This is a genomic window from Alicyclobacillus sp. SO9 (genome assembly GCF_016406125.1).
Taxonomy (GTDB): Bacteria; Bacillota; Bacilli; order Alicyclobacillales; family Alicyclobacillaceae; genus SO9.
Window position 1 is genome coordinate 2,183,703 of the sequence record NZ_CP066339.1, and the last position, 15,331, is coordinate 2,199,033.

Below are 15,331 nucleotides of genomic sequence, written 5' to 3' on the forward strand. Positions count from 1 at the left end.
ATTCTGACCGGTGAGGTTCTTCATTAACTTGAAGAAGTAACAGATAGGAGTGGAGAGGTTGCGGATTGTACAGAAGTACGGCGGGACTTCGGTGGGGAGCTTGGAGCGAATTGAAGCTGTAGCTGACAGAGTTGCGAAAACAGTACAGGCCGGCAATGAATGTGCTGTTGTGGTCTCTGCCATGGGTAAAACCACGGACCAGTTAGTAGAGCTGGCGAAAGGACTTACGAACAAACCGGATGCCAGGGAACTGGACGCGTTGCTGTCAACTGGAGAGCAGGTCTCAGCAGCGCTTTTGTCAATGGCGCTACACAAGCGCAATATTACTGCCAAGTCCTACACTGGCTGGCAGGCTGGTATCGAAACAGAGGCCATACATGGGACAGCGCGGATGACAAATGTTCGTACGGAATTCCTGGAACAGGCTTTGAAGGACGGAATCGTTCCGGTTGTAACGGGCTTTCAAGGTATTGCCGGAGACTCAGTGACGACGCTTGGCCGCGGGGGCTCGGACACTACCGCAGTGGTGATTGCGGCTGCACTTGATGCAGATGTGTGTGAGATCTATACAGATGTTACGGGGGTCTTCACAACGGATCCGCGAACCGTACCTAACGCTCGGAAAATCAAGTCTCTACAGCATGAGGAAATGTTGGAACTCGCGACATTGGGTGCTCAGGTTTTGCATCCGCGCGCAGTAGAAAATGCGAAGAAGTTCTCAGTACGTCTAGTGGTTAAATCTAGTTTTTCTGAAGAAGAGGGGACAGAAATCGTGGCTGATTTGGAGGGTCTTGAACTGCAAAAACCTGTAACGGGTATTGCAACTGAGAAGAGTGTCGCGCGAATCGCCGTGGTCGGTGTACCGGTCAATCGGCACGGTCTTGCCAAGATGTTTTCAAAGCTTGCTGAAGAAAGAGTAAACGTAGACGTTATCGTTCAGAGTGTTGTTAAGGAACGTGTTGTCGATGTTTCGTTTACCGTTCAGGAGCAAGATGTCGATGAGGCGCTAGCGGTCGTCGAAGGTCTGAGAACCGAACTGGGCTTTGAAGATGTCATTAAAGAGTCAGGTTTAGCGAAAATTTCCATTGTCGGAGCCGGCATGATTAGTAATCCTGGGGTTGCGGGCGAAATGTTCGAAATTTTAGCAAGTGCGGACGTGACAATCAAGATGGTCAGCACTTCAGAAATCAAAGTGTCCTGTATTATCCCCGCTTCGCAACTGGCAACGGCCGTTTCATCTGTCCACAGTGCTTTCTTGGAGGGAGTACTGTCCGGAAGCAAGTAAAAACGGAGAACTACTCAAAAATGAGTCTTAGTTTTAGATTGTTCGAAATATTTCATTGACATTCGTTCAATCCTTCTATAAATTCAAGGAAACAAAAGAGACAGTGTTCGCATGACTGGCGGATTTTTAAGGGGATTACCTTGTGGGAGTGCGAATGAATGAAATTGCCGACCGCCTGGGCGCTGCTCGTATGAGGAGTGTGCCCTGCGGTTTTTATTTTCGGCATGTCTCTCCAAGCAGCGACAGTCACGGCGGGAGAGGCGCAAGACAGAGACTATAAGGAGTTGGGAGAGAGGCGTATGAAGGTCTTCGTAGCAGATGATATTTCCTCCTTGGGGCTTGACCGATTGAAGCAGTATCAAGAGATTGAGATTGAAAAAAGGACAGGTCTGAAAGAAGACGAACTCATTGCTGCCGTTTCCGATGCAGAAGCTTTGCTTGTTCGGTCACAGACAAAAGTGACACGAAAGGTCATCCAAGCTTGTGGGCAGCTGAAAGTGATTGGCCGGGCTGGCGTTGGAGTGGACAACATTGATGTTGATGCGGCTACAGAACACGGCATCGTTGTAATTAATGCTCCTGACGGTAATACAATTTCTGCTGCAGAACACACCTTTGCAATGCTGATTTCACTGTCGCGGCATATTCCGCAGGCGCGTCAGACGATGCAGGAGGGAAAGTGGGACCGTAAGACTTTTGTCGGTGTTGAGCTGTCAGGAAAGACGCTTGCCGTTGTCGGAATGGGGCGTATTGGAACTGAAGTGGCCAAGCGTGCTAAAGCATTTGGAATGCGTCTTGTTGCCTACGATCCATTTTTGACAGAAGACCGTGCCAAGACACTTGGTGTCACATTAAAGTCGCTTGAAGATGCGGTCGCAGAAGCCGATTTTGTGACTGTTCATACACCTTTGACAAAAGATACGAAACATATTATTGATGAGAAAATGTTCGGAAAAATGAAAACCGGAGTCCGAATCGTGAACTGTGCCCGCGGCGGTATCATTGACGAAGTTGCCCTTTGCGAGGCACTGACAAGCGGCAAGGTTGCAGGTGCTGCTTTCGATGTTTTTGAAGAGGAACCCGTGACGGCAGACCATCCTCTGCTGCAATTTCCTCAAGTCATCACAACGCCCCACTTGGGGGCATCGACGGTAGAGGCGCAGGTCAATGTGGCTGTCTCTGTCGCAGAAGAAGTTGGGCATGTGCTGGTTGGAAAGCCGTTTAAGAACGCTGTAAACATACCTTCTCTAAGCGAAGAGCAGAAACAGTATTTACAGCCGCATCTAAATTTGGGTGAGCGCCTCGGGAAATTTGTAGGTCAATTGGCGTCTGGGGCTATGTCTGAAGTAGAAATGGTGTTTTGCGGTGAACTTGATGACAGTGATTTACCCTTTGTGTCGAGAAGTGTCTTGAAAGGGCTCTTGGGCTACAGATACGGTGACGAAGTCAACTTCATCAATGCTCCGACTTTGGCTAAGCAGGCAGGTATGACTATACGACAGGTCCGTGAATCGCAGCACAAGGTATTTACCCATCTTCTCAGTCTGTCGGTTCGGGTCAACGGAGAATTACACAAGGTAGCGGGTACGCTGTACAACGGTCTTGGTCCGCGTATTGTTGAAATTGAGGGCTATCCAATCGACGCAAGTACAGAAGGAAAGATGATTTTCACAAAACACCATGACAGACCCGGGATGATTGGGCATCTTGGCAGCATGTTGGGCAAGGAACAGATTAATATTGCTGCGATGCAGGTGGGTCGTAAGGAAACGGGTGGAGAGGCAGTCATGCTTCTGACAGTGGATAAGCTGGTACCTGAATCGGTAGTGCATGAGTTGTCGCAGCTGCCTGGCATTCATGAAGTACAGACCATTGTACTCTAGCGTGGACATACCGTTTTCGCTTGAAACGACCATTTTAGATTGAAGCGACCATTTTGAGGAGGTTGTAGTTTGTCACATCCAGCGCGAGTAGACAATTTTGGTGCAGGTCCTGCAGTACTCCCGGAATCCGTGCTGTTAGAAGTGCAGGAAGAACTGCTAAACTATCGGCAATCTGGGATGTCAGTCATGGAGATGAGCCACCGGGGCAAGGCGTACGAGGAAATACAGGAAGAGGCCGAGGCGCGACTGCGAAGACTGCTGCAGGTGTCTGACGAATATGAAGTTTTATTTTTGCAAGGCGGTGCCAGTCTGCAGTTCGCCATGCTTCCGTTAAATTTCCGCGGGGAGGGGTCAGAAGCTGCCTATGTTCTGAGCGGATCGTGGGCGAACAAAGCAATGCAGGAAGCAGAGACAACGGGAAGGGTGCGTATTGCAGGAAGTTCCAAGGAGCAGGGTTTCCGGTCTATACCGACACAGTGGAACACGAAAGAGTCGGACGCCTATGTGCATATCACCACTAACAACACCATCTACGGAACCCAGTGGAGACAATTGCCTGAAAAACAGTCAGTTCCATTGGTGGCTGACATGTCAAGCGATATGCTGTCTCGTCCCTTTGCCATGACAAACTTTGACATGGTGTATGGCGGAGCACAAAAGAACCTTGGTCCCGCTGGCGTGACCTTGGTTTTGCTAAGAAGGGAATGGGTACAGCAGGCCGTGATGGAAGAAGTTCCAAAAGTCATGCGTTATGCGACCCATATTTCCGGTAAATCACGGTACAATACGCCGCCGGTGTTTTCCGTTTATGTCCTCGGAAAAGTTTTGAAATGGCTGGAGAGTATGGGGGGATTGCGGGGCATTGAGCAACTGAACGAAGACAAAGCTGGTACCCTGTATACCGCCATTGATAAGAGTGAGGGTTTTTACAGAGGGTATGCACAGGCAAGCAGCCGCTCTCGAATGAATGTCACGTTTAACCTTGCATCAGACGAACTAGAGCAGAAATTTTTGCGCGAAGCGGCGGAGTCTGGTTTTGTGGGACTGTCTGGGCACCGGTCTGTCGGCGGTTGTCGTGCCTCCATTTACAATGCCCTCTCTTTGGAGGCATGTAGTCGCCTGGCCGAATTTATGCAGACTTTTCGGAAGAACAATTGAAAGTGTGGAGTGCAATCTGTGTATAAGACGATTCTGTTTGATGTAGACGGTGTGTTATTGAGTGAGGAGAGGTACTTTGATGCATCTGCCCTGACAATCTATGAATTGTTGAGCAGCTCTCGGTTTCTTGGCGTTTCCATAAGCTATCTTCCTGAATACAGGGATAACTTTAGTGACGAACAGATTCATCAGATACGATGGAGTGTTTTTGTTCAAGATACGGTTTTAAACGCAATGAAGAGCCTAGGCATCAATGCCAATTGGGATATGGTATATCTTCAATTTTTGGTGCAGTTTCTAAAATACGCAGAAGCGGTCAGCGCTGGTCCAGAGTTTTCAAAATTCGCAGCAGTTGAATCTTGGACCGAAAAATCTCTGCGGGAATTTGGCGGTATGCTGAAAGGATTGGATATTCAGACGGATTTTTCTGACTTTTCCAAGCTGTTTGAGGCATGTCGAACAAAACAGGATTTGTGGCTTGTTTTGGAACAGCGGTATCAATTGGTGTTTGGGACAAACCCGAAAATTGAGGCAGTGTTAAGAAGCTTGTGGGAGGTAGGACAGCAAACTTTTCAAGAATGGTATCTTGGGAAAAGCTATCTGCCGTCGCAGCCTGGTAACAAAACTGGTTTTGTCTTGAACGAGGTACCGGTCGTAAATCCGAAGGAAGTGAGCAAACTCTTTGCAGAGTGCGTTCGGCGCGGAGTTCGTATTGGGGTTGCCACCGGACGGCCGGAAGTGGAAACGAAAGTTCCGTTTGAAAGCTATGCCTGGGATGAATACTTTGATGAGGGATGCATTACTACTGCGTCCGACGTGCTTGAAGCGGAGACGAGCTACCCATCTTATCGCCCTTTGTCTAAGCCTCATCCGTTCTGCTACTTGCGAAGTTACATGGAGAGCCCTGACACCATTGCAGTTCTTCAAGAGGAGTTACCTCTTGAACATACGGTAGGGGACACGATTCTCATCGTTGGAGACTCCATGGCCGATTTGTTGGCTGCAAAGAGTCTGGGATGTGATTTTGCAGCAGTACTTACAGGACTTTCAGGTAAAGCAGCTCGACCTGAGTTTGAAACAGCAGGAGCCACATACATCTGGTCGGATGTGACGGATTTATGGTCGTTACTGAAAAAATAGTTATGGGAAACGCTGGTAAGGGGAGGTATTTGCCCAGCGTGTTGTTGGGGAATAACGGCAAATTTCTTCTTGTCTAAAATTCTAGAAAAACATCTTGCGGGGAGATATGGTTTCATGCTAAGATAACAATCGTCGCTTGACCAATCGACATGGAGAGATGTCCGAGTTGGCCGAAGGAGCACGATTGGAAATCGTGTAGGCGGTTTAAACCCGTCTCGAGGGTTCGAATCCCTCTCTCTCCGCCATGTGGCGGCGTAGCTCAGTTGGTTAGAGCACACGGTTCATACCCGTGGCGTCGGTGGTTCGAATCCACTCGCCGCTACCAAAGAGCACATATGAATCATCGAACTTGGTTGATTACAAGCAGAGTACGAGTTCTGTTGCCGCTTCGCAATGGAACTCGTATTGTTTATTCACTTGATGTGACAAGGGTCTTACGATGATGTAGTGACGGTGAATTCCGTTTCGATTTTTCCGTGGAGGGTTCAAATCCGTTTCAACGAGCAGGTAGAGGGCACGAGCGTATTCATGCAGGGCTGGACAGGCTGTCAGAGTGCCATTAAAATGATAAGAGATGCGTTGTGCCACCTTGGCTCAGGGGTAGAGCGGCTCACTCGTAATGAGCAGGTCGTCGGTTCGAATCCGACAGGTGGCTCCAGTTTCTCGTTGTACGCGAATAAACCGCAGTTATGGAGAATATGGACGGCCGTTGGTTCGTTCGTCACGAGTTCAATTGTAGTTGTTCATTAAAAAAACCTGCCCGAGTCGGCAGGTTTTGTGGTTTTAGGAGGGGACGTGTTACCCAAGTGAATAAATAGGAAAATCTATACGCCCTCGCTGTCCTCGTCTTCTTCCAATTCATTGTAAGCAGAGACGACCTTTTCCCATTCTGCATCGTCTTCGATTTCGGACAATACCATTTGGTCGTCTTCCTCGCCGTCAATTCGAAAGATAACGCCTTCTTCGACGTCTTCATCAATGGGTAAGAGAATTGCGTATTCAGTTTCTTCAACGCGGATGACCTCGCCGAGGATAAAATTGTGTTCCTTTCCATCCTCGTCTTCAAGAACTATTATCTCTTCTTCATCAAATTCGTGCTCATGCTCGTGTTCGTGGTCATGATTGTGTTCTGTCATAGAGTAACCCTTCTTTCTCCAATACGGAAAAATAACTAGCCCATCATAACATTGTGGGCAAAAGCCCGTCAATTCAGACACGTGCAGTGTTACTCGACGTTATCTACGTTTGCTGACGGAACAACTTGCTTCATCACGGCACTAGCCAGGCGATCACTCACTTCTTGGAGGAGACGGTTTACTTTGGATTGCGCTTCTTGAAAGGCATTGACCTCTGGTATCGTCTCCAATTTCTCCAAAAGTGATTCAGATTCCTTGGATAAGTGCTGATAGTACTGTTCGGGAACGTTCCTCGAACTAAACTCAGCAATTTGCTCCTGCAAATCCTTTAACTGCAACATCATAGACTGCGCATCAGAACACCTTTGGAGGTCTGCCTCAGCTTTTTTATATGCATCAACTTCAGGCATTTCCATAATTCTATCGGCTAACTCTTCTGCTTGCACTAACAGGTCGTTGTGTGAAATGGTAAGTCCTCCTGTCGCCACTCGTTAAACATGGTGATATTTGTTGTACTCCTTATACGGCTCTGACGGGCTGTTCTCCCCACGGTCTCCGACAACGGCTAACACGATGCCAACGATGGCCAAGATGATTAGTGCGGTATAGGAATGGACAATAACTCCGACAAGAACCAGTAAGAATAGAGAACTGAACAAAATATACTGAGTGGAAACACGCTGATGTTTGCGCTCCATCATCATTTTGGCTCCTCTCCAATGTATCCTCACTTATGGCCATTATACGGCGCGTGAAAATTCTGGTCAAAGACTATTCCGGGATGCCGCAGGGTATAAGTGAAAAAGGTGCACATTCATTTTTGAAAATGTCACAACCGATACGTAAATAGACTTGACCGCGGCTCTGCGGACTTTTAGGCTAATACATAGGCAGGTAATGTCGTTAAGGGAGGGCTTTCCATGTTGACAAATGGACTTATAGGTATGGCTGTGGCAGCCATTGGGCTGTTATTCATGTTAGGTATGAGTGCTTCGATTACGCAGGAGAAGTTTGACAAGGCACTAGAGAAGCAGAGCGGGAAAGCGAACAGATAATTGGCACAGCAAATTTTGAACTTTCAATTTCCTGACGCGGAGCAGTATGCTTTTCTGTTTGAAAATGTCCACCTGGTGATGTTGACTTGGGAGCGGGATAACGCGAAATTCCTATTCCGCATTGGTTCCCATCGAGACGACGGCGTATTGGAACTGGACTATCCGGGAAAAACATTTAACGACAGAGTTCTTGATACGCTGGAAAACATCTTTTTTATTCAGGTTCAAGAAGAAGGCGGCGATCCGGCTTCCTACGTTTTGGGCAGCTACTTTGAAGTCGAGGGTCAAATGTTTGGCGCGTATTATGAACGTTCAGTGCAAGACCAACCGGGTGTAGTGCTGTTTAAAATTGTCGGGGAAGTTCCAGACCAGCAGCTGGAAGTACCTGAAGAGGCAGAATACAAAGCGGCTGTGGAGGCCTTTTCTGCTCAGCATGCTGACATTGTGGAGATTGATGAAGCCAACAATCGATGAGGCGGCAATGATAAACACGTAGTCAACTAGTTGGTATGCAAACTAGCTCCATAAACGAAGAGGGATAACGCGACGAACGTATTGTCCGAAGCGAATCCCTCTTTTTCGTTCCAACTGGCGCCTCTTGTTATGGTTCGGTTCAGTTACTCTGATGCGACTACAGGTTATGCGAGAGAAAGTCTGAGAATTCAGCAGCTTCCTCCTCTTCTGCTATCGAAAAGGCGCTTGCAATAAACTCGAGGTCTTCCGCATCGTCCTGGCCCACTATCGCTGTGCGTCCATTCTGAATAATCGTGACCAAACTCTTTCCATAGAAGTTCTCCGTGCGTGTTATCGCAACGTCAAACCGAGTCGTGTTTCCGAGGTAGCCGACATAACGAGTCTGGGTTTGTTCCGTATTGTCATATAAGATGGACCAATCGTCCAATGGCGTCGTCTCCTAACTTAAAACCTTACATAACCTTGAGAGGTTTTCGCAAAATCATTTTCGCTTAAATCATTCAGTTCCCGACTAGCCTGCAGGAACAGGTCACGGTCTTTGTCATCTAAGGCGGCGTCAATCACGCGCCTCAGTTCGTCCTTCCGGCGGCTTCTGTCTTTGACTTCTTCCAAGACCTGTGTAACCTCTTCCGGTATGGGCAAGTCCGGCAAGTTAATAAAGACGTACAACGTCTCGTTTCTCTGAAGGAACCGCTTCAGCAATGCGTGAATCTCCTTCGGATGGCTTGCTTTAACAATCCGGTTGTTTTCATAAATCCGAGCAATCATACCGTGCCGTCCAATAATAAGCAATGGTACATTCTCCAGCACAATATTGGTAAGCTCGACTTGTTCATGAGAAGCAACCAAGAAATCCAGAATATATTCAGCGCCAGTGGGCAAAATTTTGGTCTTTAACTGAAGGAGTTCTTCCTTTGCTATCATTGTAATCGCCTCCTCATTAGACGTCCGCGGGACAATGGGTCAACTGCGGTTCAAACGCTACAAGGAGTTACATCCAGTAGGTACTAATTATTCTATGCTGCATATACGCGAAATGCATAGACCTCAGAGCAGGTATAAATCTTTGCTGTACCTATATTCTATCAAATAGGGTAAAGATATAGAAGTGAAATGACTGCCAATTCCGCAAAATTCCTTCATTATCCACAAACTCTACAACGTAAGAACCGGGAAAAGGAGATGAAGGATGTGGTCCCTTGCCTAAGACACGCCGTCTGAGCATATAAATTCTCACTTACGTTTTCGGATATAGTTTCTTTTCGTCATATGGCGAAATTTCGAACACCGCTGAATTAGTCTTCATTTTCCTTTGCCGCCGTGATACGATTACTCCAGAATTCGGGGGTGTATCCGGTGAAAAAAGCACTCATATGTTTAGATGTTCAAGAGGAATTCTTGGGTCAATCTTTGGACTACATAGCGACTTTGTGCCAGCGCTACCTGAACCGAAGTGGAGACGACTACGATGCTGTCGTCTTGACTCATTGGGTTTATCCTGAGTTAGAGGGCAAAGATACGCTGATGTTGTCTCATCCAAAGGCACTTGTGGTTGGTAAGTCGACGTTTTCTGGGCTCACCGCAGAAGTTCAGCAGTTGTTTCAAGAAAAGGGAATTGAAGAAGTACACGTGGCCGGAATCGATGCTGAAATGGCAGTCTTGGCAACCATGTTCTCGGTAGTGGACGCGGGATACAAGGTGAAAATTTTGGAACGGCTTGTGGCGTCTTACCACGGTCGCAATTGGGAGTCTATGACAATTGCGCGACACGCCATTGGAACTGAAAATGTGATACCCCTTGGCGGCGACCGGGTGTACGTGTAAATCAAGCTTACTTCAAAGCATATAGTTTGCCCTTATACGATTAGGTTCTTCGGTACATTTTGGTCTGCAACTGAACGCTTCCTCCGCACATACTACACTGTGGGGGAGGCGCTTCTTTTATGGATAGATGGGTGTATTTTGCCGGGCTTTATGAATCAAAGTTTGAAGCGTATTGCGCCGTGATGTGGGTCGAGGCCGATGAGCGAATTCGCGGAGATGTGTTACCCACAGAAGTACAGGTGTATCGTACAACCCACGGCAAATTCGGTGTCCGCTTCCGCCGCGATGCGTCAGCACAAATCTCCATGTAATTTATCTGCAGGACTCAACGAAGGAGTGTGAGTCCTGCAGGCAAGTTATGCTACAAATCCGTCTCGGTATCTGCTTCTGAGCGAACGCTTTTATCAGAGGAATCGCTTGCAAGGGCATGGTCTTCATCACTGCTCATCACACTGTCGGAAGCGTCGCCGTCCAAATGCTGCAATTCCAACTTATCCAGTGCAGAAGCGGCGTCAGTACTCGGACCCGTTTTTGTGGAATTTTGTCTCTTTGCGGCTTTTTGCTGGGAATGAAGAAGGTCTGAGTAGTCTACACTGAAAAGCGTGTCGTCCTTGTCAGATTTCACGGATTTTTTCTGGGCTGAAGGATTAGCATCAGTGCTGTTTGGCCGCTGTCCGGAGGATGTCGTCAAGCTGCTGGTCAAAGCAACCAGCGGGCACCAGCCTGTGATGCCCTCCGCAATTTTCGCGGCTCCAAGACCTGTCAGGAGTGAACGGGAGAGTGGGGACCGACGTCCGGCAATGCCGCTGCCAAACATGATGAGCCCGGCGGACAGCCTGAGATACCGGTCCAGTGTCCCGATGTTGGGTTTAAATGGATTCAAGCGGGATACCTCCTTGCTAGTGGTTTTGAGGATTCGTGAATGCAATTAGTATGTCCCGAATCTTAGTTCTCTATGTTTGACTTTGACTATCCTTGACTATTTGTTTCGAGTCGGTAATACTAGTGAAGCAGGTACATACTGAATTCAAAGGGAGATGTGATTCATGAGTTTAGTGCCAATTGTGATTGAACAGACCAGCCGCGGGGAACGCAGCTACGACATCTATTCGAGGCTTCTGAAGGACCGTATCATCTTCTTAGGTACGGCAATTGACGATACAGTTGCAAATGCAGTAGTAGCTCAGCTGCTGTTTCTTGCCGCCGACGATCCCGATAAGGACATCCAGATGTACATTAACAGCCCCGGCGGTTCTGTCAGTGCAGGTTTGGCTATTTATGACACCATGCAACACATTAAACCAGCCGTTTCAACCATGTGTGTCGGTTTGGCGGCGAGTATGGGTGCAGTACTGTTGACAGCGGGAGCCAAAGGCAAGCGCTACGCACTGCCAAACTCCGAAGTCATGATTCATCAGCCGCTTGGAGGTGCCAGGGGTCAAGCGTCTGACATTCAGATTCACGCCGAGCACATTGTGAAAACCCGTCAGAAGTTGAATCAAATCCTCAGTGACCGTTCCGGAAAACCGTTGGAACAGGTTGAAATGGACACCGACAGAGACAGATTCATGTCTGCACAAGAGGCGCAGGATTACGGATTGATTGACGAAGTCATTCGGCAGAAGGACTGACGTAGTCTTGAACATGTTGCCACAGGGAATTACAGATAAAATTCATCAGGCGGGCACGATTTCTTTCGCCCGCCTGATGGACCTTGCCTTATACTCAGAACATGGATACTATAGCGAGCGTGTTCAAATCGGACGAAAAGGAGCAGATTTTTTTACTGCCAGTCAAAGTCCGCTTTTTGGTATGACCTTAGCCGCAGCCATTGAAACAAAGTGGCAAGAGTGGGGCGAACCTCCTGAGTTGCAGGTTGTGGAAGTGGGTGCTGGACAGGGAGAGTTGGCGGAAACCATTTTGTCAGAGTTGACTGCATCAAGTCGAATAAATCACGTGTCCTATTGCATCCTCGAGCGGTCAGCGAAGTTGCGTCAAGTTCAGCATGAACGGCTTGAGCAGGCAGCACTCATCGGGCCCGCTAAAGTCATCTGGGAGGATCCGGTAAAGGATATCCCGACAATTATCATCGCTAATGAAGTCTTGGATGCGCTTCCTGTTGAAGTTGTCAAAAAGACACATCGCGGTTGGGAACTGCTAAGCGCTGGCCTGAATGCTTCGAATGGGCTTACTTGGCATTGGAATGAAGCCGATAGAAATGCGGCGGCACTCGCAAATGAGTTCATTAACTGCCCCGAAGGTACAGTCGCTGAAATATGTCTTTTCTATGAATCCACTATGGCACAGGTTATGGACAACTATTCTGCCCCTGTACAGGCACTCTGGTTTGACTACGGCATCTTTAAGGAAGAGTGGGAGGCAGGTGTTCGTCCGGAAGGAACACTGCGTGCTTATCTGAATCACGAAATTGTCGATCCTTATACTCATTTGTTTGAAGCTGACATCACGGCGGATGCAAACTGGACACATGCCGAAGCGGTGAGTCGAAAATTCGGATTTTCAACAGAAGTAATCACGCAAGGGAATTTTCTTTTTCGTCACGATATTATGAAACGGGCTGTAGAACTTCAGCAATCTGAACCGACACTGCTGGCAGGTAGTCGTTGGACGCAGCAATTAAAGCAATTGGCTCTGCCTGGCGGCATGGGCGATCGCTTTTCAGTGCTTATATGCGAACGTTCTGTGGCGCGATGAATTGGAGGAAGCAAGGACGATGCTGCGAAAATTGGCCATTGCGTGCCTGATTATTGGGCTGGGATTTTTAGTGTTTGGAATCCAATATATGCACCATATGAAGTGATTTTTTATATTTATGTCATACTATTTCTGATTAAGTGTAGAACATTTGGCGTTCTTTGTGTAATATAGAGGGGAAAAGTGATCCTCTATGCGCAAAGGGGCGTAATAAATCATGACAATTCGTGTAGCGATTAACGGATTCGGACGTATTGGACGCATGGTGTATCGGCGAGCAGCTCAGATGAATGATATACACATTGTTGCTGTAAACGGGACAGCCGATGTCGATGTGCTTGCTCATCTTCTCAAATACGATTCCGTTCACGGTACATGGAACGAAGAAATAGACGTAACTTCGGATGGTTTCGTTGTCGGAGGAAAGTTTACAAAAGTCCTTTCCACCAGGAATCCGGCGGAACTGCCGTGGAACCAACTCGACATCGATGTTGTCGTTGAAGCGACTGGTATGTTTCGAAGCCGAGAGACAGCAGGGATACATTTGCAAAATGGCGCTAGAAAGGTCGTCATTACTGCGCCAGCGTCTACGGACCGGGATGCAGACCTCACTGTGGTGATGGGTGTGAATCACGAACAGTACGACCCGCAGCGCCACCATATTTTGTCTGGAGCGTCTTGTACGACGAACTGTCTCGCTCCGCTGGTCAAAGTGTTAAATGATGCGTTTGGATTAGAACAGGGTATGGTTACAACTGTTCATTCATATACCAGTGACCAAAGGAGTCTGGACAATCCGCATAAGGATTTGCGTCGGGCTCGGGCATCGGCCGAGTCGATTGTCCCCACGAGTACGGGCGCGGCCAAAGCCATCGGACTCGTTATCCCAGAGTTAAAAGGCAAGTTAAACGGCTTGTCGTTGAGGGTACCCACCCCGAATGTATCTGTGGTCGATCTCGTTGCAAATCTCTCCACCCCAGTGACCAAAGAGCAAGTCAATGAGGTTCTGGCAGCTTCGGCTGTGAGCTCTATGACCGGAATTGTCGCTTATACAGAAAAGCCCTTAGTCTCTGTAGATTTTAACGGAGACAGCCGTTCAGCGATTATTGACGGCCTGTCTACCATCGTTCTGGGTGAGACTTCTGTGAAAGTATTGGCGTGGTATGACAATGAATGGGGCTATTCCTGTCGCATCGTCGATTTGGTTCGACTGGCGGTACAGCCGCAGGTGGTCAACCCTTTAGAAATGATTGCACGTAGTTGAAGCAACACAAGAGAGTGTAGTGACCGCGGTTTCCGATTCTCATGCGGCACTATTTTCATTGAACGCAGTGGAAGTTCTGGACACGACATCTGTCGTGTCCGTTTTCTATGGTAAAATGGAAAACCGAAGTGAGAGATCAGCCCGCAAGTACTGGCACAGGACTGAAACTGCAGCAATGACGGCTACAGTAATGAAGGCTGCCTTAGTGAAGGCTGCATAAATGGAGCGAATGAACATGGAGTTGTATTTTGATAATGCTGCGACAACACCTTTACTCAGCGACGTAAAGAAAGTCCTGCAAGAACAAATGGATAATTACGGGAACCCGTCGTCTTTGCATCATCTGGGTGTCAAGGCAGAGCAAGTACTCACTCAGACCAGGAAGGACGTTCTTCGCTGCGCGGGCCGCAAGAACGATGATGTCATTTTTACCGGCAGCGGTACGGAAGCCAACAACCTGGCCATTTTTGGCGTCGCACAGTTGCGGGACAGACCCGGCCATGCTGTAACAACGGCACTGGAGCACCCCTCGGTACTCGAAGCGTTTAAACGCCTGGAGCGGTTAGGGTGGAAGATTAGTTACGTAAAGCCAGATGACAACGGTGTTATCACTAGTGCACAGATTCTTCGCGAAGTGCAAGACGATACGGCGCTCGTGAGTGTCATGCACGTCAATAATGAGACTGGAGACATTTTTCCAGTTTCAGAAATTTCCGCTGCACTAAAAGCTTATCCCAAGGTTCGGTTCCACGTGGATGGAATTCAAGCCTTTGGCAAAATTCCGAATGCGGCCGAAGTCAGCGGGGCTGACTTATATAGTCTCTCGGGTCACAAAATTGGGGCACCCAAAGGGATTGGTGCCCTGATTGTGAGACGAGGTGTTCAGTTGCAACCCCTCCTGTACGGAGGAGGTCAGGAGCGCGGTCTGCGTTCCGGGACCGAGAATGTGTTGGGGATAGCGGCGCTTGGGACAGCCAGTAAACTTGCAGCCAGGGACATGTCTGAAAGTTACCCCCATGTTTCAACATTGATGAGACAATTGCGCGAGGGCCTCAAGAACATCCCTGGGTGCGTTGTGGATGAACGTCCGCTGAATTTCTCGCCCTACATTGTCAGCACATCTTTTCCTGGACTTAAGGGTGAGGTTTTGGTCCACACGCTGGAGGAAGAGGGGCTGTATGTATCAACGGGATCGGCCTGTTCCACTCAAGGCGGGCACGCAAAGGCCAGTCATGTGCTCGAGGCCCTTGGCAGAGAAACACGCGAAATTACGGGGACTCTGCGTTTTTCTCTTGCCAGATGGCAAAGTGAGGAAGACGTGAACAAGGCCTTGGAAATTGTTAAAAGCCGCGCGGCGTGGCTTGCGGATATTATGAAATAATACTGAGGAGTTCATT

Annotated in this window: 18 protein-coding genes, 3 tRNA genes and 1 riboswitch; of the genes, 15 read left to right on the forward strand and 6 right to left on the reverse strand. The window is 48.3% G+C overall.

Annotation, left to right across the window (positions count from 1 at the left end; all coding sequences use genetic code 11):
- Positions 1-58 precede the first annotated feature (58 nt).
- The 7 genes from GI364_RS09815 (at position 59) to GI364_RS09845 (ending at position 6,124) form a co-directional block, all read left to right on the forward strand.
- On the forward strand, positions 59-1,285 hold the full coding sequence (locus GI364_RS09815) for an aspartate kinase (RefSeq protein WP_198853408.1): 1,227 nt from the start codon (positions 59-61) through the stop codon (positions 1,283-1,285).
- A gap of 101 nt (positions 1,286-1,386) precedes the next feature.
- Positions 1,387-1,473: riboswitch (ZMP/ZTP riboswitch) on the forward strand.
- Between the two features lie 111 nt (positions 1,474-1,584).
- On the forward strand, positions 1,585-3,168 hold the full coding sequence (gene serA, locus GI364_RS09820) for a phosphoglycerate dehydrogenase (protein WP_198853409.1): 1,584 nt from the start codon (positions 1,585-1,587) through the stop codon (positions 3,166-3,168).
- 69 nt (positions 3,169-3,237) lie between these two features.
- A complete protein-coding gene (serC, locus tag GI364_RS09825; RefSeq protein WP_198853410.1) occupies positions 3,238-4,326 on the forward strand; it encodes a 3-phosphoserine/phosphohydroxythreonine transaminase in 1,089 nt (362 codons plus the stop codon).
- Between the two features lie 18 nt (positions 4,327-4,344).
- Positions 4,345-5,466, forward strand: a complete 1,122-nt coding sequence (locus tag GI364_RS09830) for an HAD family hydrolase (RefSeq protein WP_198853411.1) — start codon at positions 4,345-4,347, stop codon at positions 5,464-5,466.
- 151 nt (positions 5,467-5,617) lie between these two features.
- Positions 5,618-5,711 (forward strand) — tRNA-Ser (locus GI364_RS09835).
- A gap of 3 nt (positions 5,712-5,714) precedes the next feature.
- Positions 5,715-5,791: transfer RNA gene (locus GI364_RS09840), tRNA-Met, on the forward strand.
- A gap of 258 nt (positions 5,792-6,049) precedes the next feature.
- A tRNA-Thr gene (locus GI364_RS09845) sits at positions 6,050-6,124 on the forward strand.
- A 166-nt stretch (positions 6,125-6,290) separates the two neighbouring features.
- On the opposite strand, the gene GI364_RS09850 is transcribed toward GI364_RS09845, so the two are convergent.
- The 3 genes from GI364_RS09850 to GI364_RS09860 all read right to left on the reverse strand — a co-directional run bounded on the left by GI364_RS09850 (position 6,291) and on the right by GI364_RS09860 (position 7,306).
- Positions 6,291-6,602 (reverse strand): DUF1292 domain-containing protein, encoded by a 312-nt coding sequence (locus GI364_RS09850; protein WP_198853412.1) that lies wholly within the window; start codon positions 6,600-6,602, stop codon positions 6,291-6,293.
- An 89-nt stretch (positions 6,603-6,691) separates the two neighbouring features.
- Positions 6,692-7,090 (reverse strand): YlbF/YmcA family competence regulator, encoded by a 399-nt coding sequence (locus tag GI364_RS09855; RefSeq protein ID WP_198853413.1) that lies wholly within the window; start codon positions 7,088-7,090, stop codon positions 6,692-6,694.
- Positions 7,091-7,093: 3 nt separating this feature from the next.
- A complete protein-coding gene (locus GI364_RS09860; protein ID WP_198853414.1) occupies positions 7,094-7,306 on the reverse strand; it encodes a hypothetical protein in 213 nt (70 codons plus the stop codon).
- A gap of 216 nt (positions 7,307-7,522) precedes the next feature.
- Here GI364_RS09860 and GI364_RS25130 point away from each other — a divergent pair, with 216 nt between their 5' ends.
- Positions 7,523-7,657 (forward strand): hypothetical protein, encoded by a 135-nt coding sequence (locus tag GI364_RS25130; protein WP_255524636.1) that lies wholly within the window; start codon positions 7,523-7,525, stop codon positions 7,655-7,657.
- On the forward strand, positions 7,658-8,131 hold the full coding sequence (locus GI364_RS09865; protein ID WP_198853415.1) for a hypothetical protein: 474 nt from the start codon (positions 7,658-7,660) through the stop codon (positions 8,129-8,131). It begins immediately after the preceding gene.
- Between the two features lie 157 nt (positions 8,132-8,288).
- Here GI364_RS09865 and GI364_RS09870 read toward each other — a convergent pair whose 3' ends face one another.
- Positions 8,289-8,558, reverse strand: coding sequence for an SAV0927 family protein (locus tag GI364_RS09870; protein ID WP_198853416.1), 270 nt, complete (start codon positions 8,556-8,558; stop codon positions 8,289-8,291).
- Positions 8,559-8,575: 17 nt separating this feature from the next.
- The gene (locus GI364_RS09875; protein WP_198853417.1) at positions 8,576-9,055 is read right to left on the reverse strand and encodes an IDEAL domain-containing protein; all 480 of its coding nucleotides are present in this window, start codon (positions 9,053-9,055) and stop codon (positions 8,576-8,578) included.
- A gap of 432 nt (positions 9,056-9,487) precedes the next feature.
- Between GI364_RS09875 and GI364_RS09880 the strand changes: the two genes are divergently transcribed.
- Both GI364_RS09880 and GI364_RS09885 read left to right on the forward strand, forming a co-directional pair.
- Complete coding sequence (locus GI364_RS09880) at positions 9,488-9,955, forward strand: cysteine hydrolase family protein (RefSeq protein ID WP_198853418.1); 468 nt, start codon at positions 9,488-9,490, stop codon at positions 9,953-9,955.
- Between the two features lie 119 nt (positions 9,956-10,074).
- Positions 10,075-10,266 (forward strand): hypothetical protein, encoded by a 192-nt coding sequence (locus GI364_RS09885; protein ID WP_198853419.1) that lies wholly within the window; start codon positions 10,075-10,077, stop codon positions 10,264-10,266.
- Between the two features lie 50 nt (positions 10,267-10,316).
- Here the strand turns inward: GI364_RS09885 and GI364_RS09890 are convergent, their stop codons facing one another.
- Positions 10,317-10,838 (reverse strand): YgaP family membrane protein, encoded by a 522-nt coding sequence (locus tag GI364_RS09890; protein WP_198853420.1) that lies wholly within the window; start codon positions 10,836-10,838, stop codon positions 10,317-10,319.
- 163 nt (positions 10,839-11,001) lie between these two features.
- Here GI364_RS09890 and clpP point away from each other — a divergent pair, with 163 nt between their 5' ends.
- The 4 genes from clpP (at position 11,002) to GI364_RS09910 (ending at position 15,315) form a co-directional block, all read left to right on the forward strand.
- On the forward strand, positions 11,002-11,586 hold the full coding sequence (gene clpP / locus GI364_RS09895) for an ATP-dependent Clp endopeptidase proteolytic subunit ClpP (protein WP_198853421.1): 585 nt from the start codon (positions 11,002-11,004) through the stop codon (positions 11,584-11,586).
- Positions 11,558-12,670 carry an SAM-dependent methyltransferase gene (locus tag GI364_RS09900; RefSeq protein WP_198853422.1) on the forward strand — a complete coding sequence of 371 codons (1,113 nt, stop codon included), beginning with the start codon at positions 11,558-11,560 and terminating at the stop codon, positions 12,668-12,670. Before clpP ends, GI364_RS09900 begins: the two co-directional genes overlap by 29 nt.
- 217 nt (positions 12,671-12,887) lie before the next feature.
- Positions 12,888-13,934, forward strand: a complete 1,047-nt coding sequence (gap, locus tag GI364_RS09905) for a type I glyceraldehyde-3-phosphate dehydrogenase (protein WP_198853423.1) — start codon at positions 12,888-12,890, stop codon at positions 13,932-13,934.
- A gap of 220 nt (positions 13,935-14,154) precedes the next feature.
- A complete protein-coding gene (locus GI364_RS09910; RefSeq protein WP_198853424.1) occupies positions 14,155-15,315 on the forward strand; it encodes a cysteine desulfurase family protein in 1,161 nt (386 codons plus the stop codon).
- The last annotated feature ends 16 nt before the right edge of the window (positions 15,316-15,331 follow it).

What these genes read in the sequence shown, in the direction of transcription:
- gap (WP_198853423.1), top strand. Translation starts at nt 12,888, where the DNA reads ATGACAATTCGTGTAGCGATTAACGGATTCGGACGTATTGGACGCATG.
- GI364_RS09875 (WP_198853417.1), bottom strand. Translation starts at nt 9,055, where the DNA reads ATGATAGCAAAGGAAGAACTCCTTCAGTTAAAGACCAAAATTTTGCCC.
- GI364_RS09850 (WP_198853412.1), bottom strand. Translation starts at nt 6,602, where the DNA reads ATGACAGAACACAATCATGACCACGAACACGAGCATGAGCACGAATTT.
- GI364_RS09885 (WP_198853419.1), top strand. Translation starts at nt 10,075, where the DNA reads ATGGATAGATGGGTGTATTTTGCCGGGCTTTATGAATCAAAGTTTGAA.
- GI364_RS25130 (WP_255524636.1), top strand. Translation starts at nt 7,523, where the DNA reads ATGTTGACAAATGGACTTATAGGTATGGCTGTGGCAGCCATTGGGCTG.
- GI364_RS09860 (WP_198853414.1), bottom strand. Translation starts at nt 7,306, where the DNA reads ATGATGATGGAGCGCAAACATCAGCGTGTTTCCACTCAGTATATTTTG.
- clpP (WP_198853421.1), top strand. Translation starts at nt 11,002, where the DNA reads ATGAGTTTAGTGCCAATTGTGATTGAACAGACCAGCCGCGGGGAACGC.
- serA (WP_198853409.1), top strand. Translation starts at nt 1,585, where the DNA reads ATGAAGGTCTTCGTAGCAGATGATATTTCCTCCTTGGGGCTTGACCGA.
- GI364_RS09910 (WP_198853424.1), top strand. Translation starts at nt 14,155, where the DNA reads ATGGAGCGAATGAACATGGAGTTGTATTTTGATAATGCTGCGACAACA.